This is a genomic window from Mycobacterium sp., assembly GCF_050701515.1.
Taxonomy (GTDB): domain Bacteria; phylum Actinomycetota; class Actinomycetes; order Mycobacteriales; family Mycobacteriaceae; genus Mycobacterium.
Genome location: NZ_JBOGDB010000322.1, coordinates 1 through 6981 on the forward strand (window position 1 = coordinate 1; position 6981 = coordinate 6981).

At 67.9% G+C, this 6981-nt stretch carries 6 protein-coding genes and 1 pseudogene; 6 read left to right on the forward strand and 1 reads right to left on the reverse strand.

Features of this window, described 5'->3' with window-relative positions; all coding sequences use genetic code 11:
- From ACRDU5_RS23060 to ACRDU5_RS23075, 4 genes and pseudogenes are all read left to right on the forward strand, one after another.
- Positions 1-438: pseudogene (locus ACRDU5_RS23060) on the forward strand (1-deoxy-D-xylulose-5-phosphate reductoisomerase); the annotation flags it as partial.
- Entirely contained in the window at positions 435-1652 is a 1218-nt protein-coding gene (locus tag ACRDU5_RS23065) for a M50 family metallopeptidase (protein WP_526617310.1), read from the forward strand. The pseudogene ACRDU5_RS23060 and the gene ACRDU5_RS23065, both read left to right, overlap by 4 nt.
- Positions 1653-1660: 8 nt before the next feature.
- Positions 1661-2833, forward strand: a complete 1173-nt coding sequence (gene ispG, locus ACRDU5_RS23070; RefSeq protein WP_526617311.1) for a flavodoxin-dependent (E)-4-hydroxy-3-methylbut-2-enyl-diphosphate synthase — start codon at positions 1661-1663, stop codon at positions 2831-2833.
- Between the two features lie 48 nt (positions 2834-2881).
- Positions 2882-3736, forward strand: coding sequence for a GNAT family N-acetyltransferase (locus ACRDU5_RS23075; RefSeq protein ID WP_526617312.1), 855 nt, complete (start codon positions 2882-2884; stop codon positions 3734-3736).
- Here ACRDU5_RS23075 and ACRDU5_RS23080 read toward each other — a convergent pair.
- Positions 3733-4287, reverse strand: coding sequence for a peroxiredoxin-like family protein (locus tag ACRDU5_RS23080; RefSeq protein ID WP_526617313.1), 555 nt, complete (start codon positions 4285-4287; stop codon positions 3733-3735). The genes ACRDU5_RS23075 and ACRDU5_RS23080 overlap by 4 nt on opposite strands.
- Positions 4288-4360: 73 nt before the next feature.
- Between ACRDU5_RS23080 and ACRDU5_RS23085 the strand changes: the two genes are divergently transcribed.
- Together ACRDU5_RS23085 and ACRDU5_RS23090 are read left to right on the forward strand one after the other, a co-directional pair.
- On the forward strand, positions 4361-5023 hold the full coding sequence (locus ACRDU5_RS23085) for a GNAT family N-acetyltransferase (RefSeq protein ID WP_526617314.1): 663 nt from the start codon (positions 4361-4363) through the stop codon (positions 5021-5023).
- 54 nt (positions 5024-5077) lie between these two features.
- Positions 5078-6895: a penicillin-binding transpeptidase domain-containing protein gene (locus tag ACRDU5_RS23090; RefSeq protein ID WP_526617315.1), complete on the forward strand. Its 1818-nt coding sequence runs from the start codon at positions 5078-5080 to the stop codon at positions 6893-6895.
- Positions 6896-6981 lie beyond the last annotated feature (86 nt).

The following is a 6981-nucleotide window of genomic DNA, read 5'->3' on the forward strand; positions in this document are numbered from 1 at the left end:
ATGGTCACCTTCACCGACGGCTCGACCATCGCCCAGGCCAGCCCGCCGGACATGAAACTGCCGATCGCCCTCGCGCTGGGCTGGCCGTCGCGGGTACCCGGCGCCGCGCCGGCGTGCGACTTCCGTACCGCGTCTACCTGGGAGTTCGAGCCGTTGGACGCGGATGTCTTTCCGGCCGTCGAGCTGGCCAGAGAGGCCGGCGGGCGGGGTGGCTGCCTGACCGCGGTCTACAACGCCGCCAACGAAGAAGCGGCGGGGGCATTTCTTGCCGGCCGTCTTCGATTCCCCGGCATCGTGCGGACCATCGCCGACGTGCTGCACGCCGCAGACCGGTGGGCCGCCGAACCCGCTACCGTGGATGAGGTACTTGACGCGCAGCGCTGGGCCCGCGAACGGGCCCAGCAGGCGTTATCCCGGGAGGTCGTCCACACCAGATGATGTTCGTCATCGGCATCGCGCTGTTCGCGCTGGCCATCTTGATCTCGGTGGCGCTGCACGAATGCGGGCACATGTGGGTGGCGCGCGCCACCGGCATGAAGGTGCGCCGCTACTTCGTCGGCTTCGGCCCGACGCTGTGGTCCACCCGCCGCGGTGAGACCGAGTACGGCGTCAAGGGCATCCCGCTCGGAGGCTTCTGCGACATCGCCGGCATGACCTCGATCGAGGAACTCAAGCCCGACGAGCGCGAGCGCGCCATGTACAAGCAGAAGGCGTGGAAGCGTGCCGCCGTGCTGTTCGCCGGCCCGGGCATGAACTTCGTCATCGGCCTGGCGTTGATCTACGCGATCGCGGTGATCTGGGGACTGCCCACCCTGCAACCGCCGACGACTGCCGTGGTCGGCAAAACCGGTTGTGTCGCAGCGGAAACCGCGCAAGGCGAGTTCGCCGACTGCGCCGGTCAAGGACCCGGGCCCGCCGCGGCGGCCGGTATCCGGGCCGGCGACGTGATCGTGAAGATCGGCGACAAAGACGTGCACAGTCCCGACGACGTGGTGGCCGCGGTGCAGCCGCTGACCGGTGTCGTCCCGGTCGTCGTGCAGCGCGATGGGCAACGGCTGACCCTGAATGTCGCCGTGCAGCGGACGGAACGGTTCACGTCCGAGGATGCCGCGACGCCATCGGCGGTCGGCGCGATCGGCATCAGCGCCACCACGCCACGAGTCGGCCCGATGCACTACAACCCGCTGTCGGCGGTGCCCGCCACCTTTGCGTTCACCGGTGATCTGGCCGTCGAATTGGGCAAGGCGCTGGCGAAGATCCCCAGCAAGATCGGTGCGCTGGTGGACGCCATCGGCGGCGGCGAACGCGACCCCGAGACGCCGATCAGCGTCGTCGGGGCCAGCATCATCGGCGGGGACACCGTCGACCACGGGCTGTGGGTGGCGTTCTGGTTCTTCCTGGCGCAGCTGAACTTCGTGCTCGGGGCGATCAACTTGATCCCGCTGCTGCCGTTCGACGGCGGCCACATCGCGGTCGCGCTGTTCGAGAAGGTTCGCAACACGATTCGTTCGGCACGCGGCATGGTCGCCGCGGCGCCGGTGAACTATCTCAAGCTCATGCCCGCTACCTACGTAATCTTGGCAGTGGTGGTGGGCTACATGGCGCTGACCGTGACCGCCGACCTGGTCAACCCGATCAGGTTGTTCCAGTAGGAGACATCATGACGATCGCCGGTGTTGGTTTGGGTATGCCGAACCTACCCGCACCCACGTTGGCCCCGCGGCGGAAAACCCGCCAGCTTATGGTCGGCGACGTCGGTGTGGGCAGCGATCATCCGATCGCGGTGCAGTCGATGACCACCACCAAGACCCACGATGTCAACACCACCCTGCAGCAGATCGCCGAACTGACGGCCTCAGGCTGCGACATCGTCCGGGTCGCCTGCCCGCGTCAGGAGGACGCCGACGCGCTGGCCGAAATCGCCCGGCACAGCCAGATCCCGGTCATCGCCGACATTCATTTCCAGCCGAAGTACATCTTCGCGGCGATCGACGCCGGCTGCGCCGCGGTGCGGGTTAACCCGGGCAATATCAGGGAGTTCGACGGCCGGGTCGCCGAGGTCGCGAAGGCCGCCGGCGCGGCGGGCATCCCGATCCGCATCGGTGTCAACGCCGGCTCGCTGGACAAGCGGTTCCTGGCCAAGCACGGCAAGGCCACGCCGGAAGCGCTCGTCGAGTCCGCGCTATGGGAGGCGTCGCTGTTCGAGGAGCACGGCTTCGGCGCCATCAAGATCAGCGTCAAGCACAACGACCCGGTCGTCATGGTCGCCGCCTACGAGCTGCTCGCCGCGCAGTGCGACTACCCATTGCACCTGGGCGTCACCGAGGCGGGGCCGGCATTCCAGGGCACGATCAAGTCCGCGGTCGCGTTCGGCGCGTTGCTGTCGAAGGGCATCGGCGACACCATCCGGGTCTCGCTGTCTGCGCCGCCGGTCGAAGAAGTCAAGGTGGGCAACCAGATCCTCGAGTCGCTCAATCTGCGGCCGCGGTCGCTGGAGATCGTGTCGTGCCCGTCCTGCGGGCGCGCGCAGGTCGACGTCTACACGCTGGCGAACGAGGTGACCGCCGGACTCGACGGACTCGACGTCCCACTGCGGGTGGCGGTGATGGGTTGCGTCGTCAACGGTCCCGGCGAAGCACGGGAAGCCGATCTCGGGGTCGCCTCCGGAAACGGCAAGGGACAGATCTTCGTCAGGGGCGAGGTCATCAAGACCGTCCCGGAGGCCCAGATCGTCGAGACGTTGATCGAGGAGGCCATGCGAATCGCCAGCGAAAGAGAATCAGAGCGTGGCTCCGATGATCCGAGCGGTTCGCCGGTGGTCACCGTAAGCTGAACATGATCGGCGTGACGAGGATCATGCCCGCCCTGAGAAAGAGTCTCCATGTCGGCTCCGCCGCTTACCCGTCTCGTCGACGAGCGACGGGTTTCGTTGGTGCGCGACGCCGCGGCGGTGCGGCAGGTGCTCGATGACGATCCGGTGGGAAGCTGCATGGTGGCCTCCAGGGTGGCCGAGCACGGTGTCGAACCGAGTGCGGTAGGCGGCGAACTGTGGACACGGCGGCGGGCAGAAGAATCGTTGTGTTACGCCGGTGCCAACCTCATCCCGTTGCGCGGTGAACCCGGCGACCTGTACGCCTTCGCCGACAAGGCGGTGAACTCGGCGCGGCGGTGCTCGTCGCTGGTCGGGCGGGCGGAGCTGGTGTTGCCGATGTGGCGACGCCTCGAGGATGCCTGGGGACCCGCGCGCGACGTGCGCGAGCGGCAGCCGCTGATGGCGCTGAGCACCGCACCGGACTGCCCGATCGACCCCGCCGTGCGGCCGGTCCGCATCGACGAACTCGACGCGTATCTGGTCGCGGCCGTCGACATGTTCATCGGCGAGGTGGGCATCGATCCCCGCATCGGTGACGGCGGCCGGGGCTATCGCCGTCGGGTGGCCGGCCTGATCGCCGCGGGCCGGGCCTGGGCCCGCTTCGAACGCGGCCAGGTGGTGTTCAAGGCGGAGATCGGATCGCAGTCGCCCGCGGTCGGCCAGATCCAGGGCGTGTGGGTGCGTCCCGACCGACGCGGCCACGGCATGGGCACCGCAGGCACGGCTGCGCTCGCGGCGGCCGTGGTGCGCAGCGGGCGCATCGCCAGCCTGTACGTCAACAGCTTCAATACCGTGGCGCGGGCGACCTACAACCGGATCGGCTTCACCGAGGTCGGCAACTTCGCGACCATTCTGCTCGACTAACTCGCTGGTCGACCGTCGCGGGCGTGGGCGAGCAACTCGTCGACCGACCACTGGTCGTAGGCGTGGTTGCCGTGCTTGGCGGCGATCACCGTTCCATTGGTGTCGACGAGGAAGTCGGCCGGAAGCCCTAGGTGACCGCCGTCCTGATGGACCGCCGGGGCGCGGAACCGGCCCAGCGCGGTCAGCGCAGTGCCGCGGATGACGGCGCCCCATGTCCTCGGGTGCAGCAGTGCACGCGGACTCGATTCGACTCCGAACTGCCGGTAGTACCGCTTGTCGGGATCGGCGACGGTTGCGAAAGGCAGCTCCGCGGTGTATTTGGCCAGTTCTTCTGCCGGCGAGTGGAACAAGGCCACCTCGCGTATCCCGGCCGCTTCGATCTCATCGTGGCGCTGCACGATCGACTGCAGATGCAGATTGCAGATGGGGCAGCCGGCAAAGCGACGAAATTGCAGATGCACCAAGCGTTCTGGATCGGGAACGCCGATCTGTTCGCCGGTCACACTGACCAACTCGCAGTCGGTGACCTCGACGGGCCCGGGATTACCCATCGGATCCTCCTGTAGTAGGCGTGCGGCTTACGAACCACAGTACGGCCCGAGCCAGGATGGTTACGCTCACGTCATGACGGACGACGACCGCAGAATCGAGCGCAGGGAGATTGCCGACACGCTGGTCCGCGCTCTCCAGCGGCGCCATGAGCTGCTCGACGCCATTGTGGAGTCCGAGGACTACGACGCCGCGATCGAGGCGATTGCATCCTTGCTCGGCACATCGCCTGCGGGTGGCGAAGCGGTGCTCAGGTTGTCTTTCGACCGGCTGACCAAGGTTTCGCGCCGACGAATCGCCGCCGAACTCGAGGACCTGAACAACCAGCTGAGCTTCACGATGGGGGAGCGTCCGGCGAGCTCGGCGAAGGACGTGCTGCTGCGTCCCTTCGCCGCCGATTTGGACCGGGACATCTTCGCCGCACGCACCGAGGACATGGGTGCGGCCGGCGATGGCTCGGGTGCGCCCGCCGGCGATCTCGAAGCCGAAATTCGCGCTGCTGTGAGCCGACTCGACGCCGAAGAGGCGGCGTGGCTGGTGGCGGTGGACGGATCGCGGAAGGTCGGCATGGTGTTCGGCGAGCTCGCCGGCGGCGAGGTCAACGTGCGCATCTGGATCCATCCGGACTACCGCAAGCAGGGCTACGGCACTGCCGCCCTGCGCAAGTCGCGCTCGGAGATGGCCGCGTACTTCCCCGCCGTGCCGCTGGTGGTTCGCGCGCCCGCCGCCGGCTCCTGATTTCTCGGTGCGCCTCCGCCGCTTTGGTGTCCAACTTCCTTAACATTTGCCTCAATGGCAACATGGCTCTCATCAGCATCACGGGTGGCAAGTCTGCTGACCGCCGTTGCGGTGGCCGCGTCGCTGAACGCCTGCACGCCCAAACCCAACGGCCCCGAGCCGGCGGCCCAGGAGTTCTTCGCCGCGCTGGCCAGTCGTGACACCGGCGCGGCGTCGCAGCTGACCGACCGCCCCTCCGATGCCCGGGCCGCACTCAACGAGGCGTGGGCCGGGCTGCAGGCCACCGGCCTGGACGCGCAGGTGCTGGGTTCCCGGTTCGCCGAGGACACCGGCAGTGTGAATTACCGCTACACCTGGCAGCTGCCGAAGGACCGCACCTGGACCTACGACGGCCAGCTGAACATGGCGCGCAACGAGGCCGGCTGGGAGGTCCGCTGGACCGCCACCGGACTGCATCCCAAACTCGGTGAAAACCAGACATTTGCGCTGCGCGCCGACCCGCCGCGACGCGCGTCGGTCAACGAGCGCAGCGGCACGGACGTGCTGGTGCCGGGCCGCCTCTACCACTACTCGCTGGACGCCAAGGCGGCCGCCGGCTACCTGATGCTCACCGCCACCGCGGTTGCCGACGCGCTGCGGCCGTTCGACGACACCCTGGACCCACAGCGGCTCGCCGAGCAGGCCAGTTCGTCGGCGGAGCCGCTCAGCCTGATCACACTGAGCCAGTCCGACCACGAGCGGGTCGCCCCGGCGATCGGTGACCGACCCGGTGTCGTCGTCACCCCGCAGGCCGAATTGCTGCCCACCGACGAGAGTTTCGCGCCCGCCATCATCAGCGAGGTCAAGAAGGCGGTGGTCGACGAGCTCGACGGCCAGGCCGGTTGGCGAGTGGTCAGCGTCAACCAGAACGGCGTCGACGTCGACATACTCAACGAGGTGCCCGGGGCGCCGGCGCCATCGGTCACCATCAGCCTGGACCGCGCCGTGCAGGACGCCGCCCAGCACGCCGTCGACGGCGTCGGAGGCAAGAAGGCGATGATCGTGGCGATCAAGCCGTCCACCGGCGAGATCCTGGCCGTCGCCCAGAACGCCGCGGCCGACGCCGACGGGCCGGCCGCGACCACCGGTCTGTATCCACCGGGGTCGACGTTCAAGATCATCACCGCCGGTGCGGCCATCGAGCGGGACATGGCCACGCCCAACACGCTTCTCGGCTGCCCGGGACGCATCGACATCGGGCACCGCAGCATTTCCAACTACGGCGGGTTCGATCTTGGAACCGTGCCGATGTCGCGGGCGTTCGCCAGTTCCTGTAACACCACGTTCGCCGAACTGGCCAGCAGGATGCCGCCACGGGGACTGACGAAGGCCGCCGCCCAGTACGGCATCGGGATCGACTATCAGATCGAGGGCATCACCACGGTCACCGGTTCGGTGCCGCCGACGGTGAACCTGGCCGAACGCACCGAGGATGGTTTCGGCCAGGGCAAGGTGGTGGTCAGCCCGTTCGGGATGGCGTTGGCGGCGGCGACGGTGGCGGCCGGGAAAACGCCGGTGCCGCAATTGATTGAGGGGGGCCAGACGGTCGTCACGGGCGACCGCACGCCGATCACGCCGAAGATGCTGGACGGTCTGCGGCCGATGATGAGGTTGGTGGTGACGAACGGCACCGCCGACGATCTGCTTCCGGCGGGCGACGTCCGGGGTAAGACCGGTGAGGCCGAATTCGAGGGTGGCTCGCACTCGTGGTTCGCCGGGTATCGCGGCGACATGGCGTTCGCCGGCTTGATCGTCGGCGGTGGCAGCTCGGAGTACGCGGTGCGGATGCTCAAGGGCATGCTCGACGGACTGCCACCCGACTACCTCGCGTGAGTTGCTACACGAGCGGCTCGGTGGGCACGTCGTATCGCTGTTGGTAGGCGCTGACCCTGTTCACGGATCAGTCCGGTATCTAGACC

Bases quoted from the DNA above. Each gene is read 5' to 3' on its own strand.
- ACRDU5_RS23080 (WP_526617313.1), bottom strand. From the start codon at position 4,287: ATGGGTAATCCCGGGCCCGTCGAGGTCACCGACTGCGAGTTGGTCAGT.
- ACRDU5_RS23065 (WP_526617310.1), top strand. From the start codon at position 435: ATGATGTTCGTCATCGGCATCGCGCTGTTCGCGCTGGCCATCTTGATC.
- ispG (WP_526617311.1), top strand. From the start codon at position 1,661: ATGACGATCGCCGGTGTTGGTTTGGGTATGCCGAACCTACCCGCACCC.
- ACRDU5_RS23075 (WP_526617312.1), top strand. From the start codon at position 2,882: ATGTCGGCTCCGCCGCTTACCCGTCTCGTCGACGAGCGACGGGTTTCG.
- ACRDU5_RS23090 (WP_526617315.1), top strand. From the start codon at position 5,078: ATGGCAACATGGCTCTCATCAGCATCACGGGTGGCAAGTCTGCTGACC.
- ACRDU5_RS23085 (WP_526617314.1), top strand. From the start codon at position 4,361: ATGACGGACGACGACCGCAGAATCGAGCGCAGGGAGATTGCCGACACG.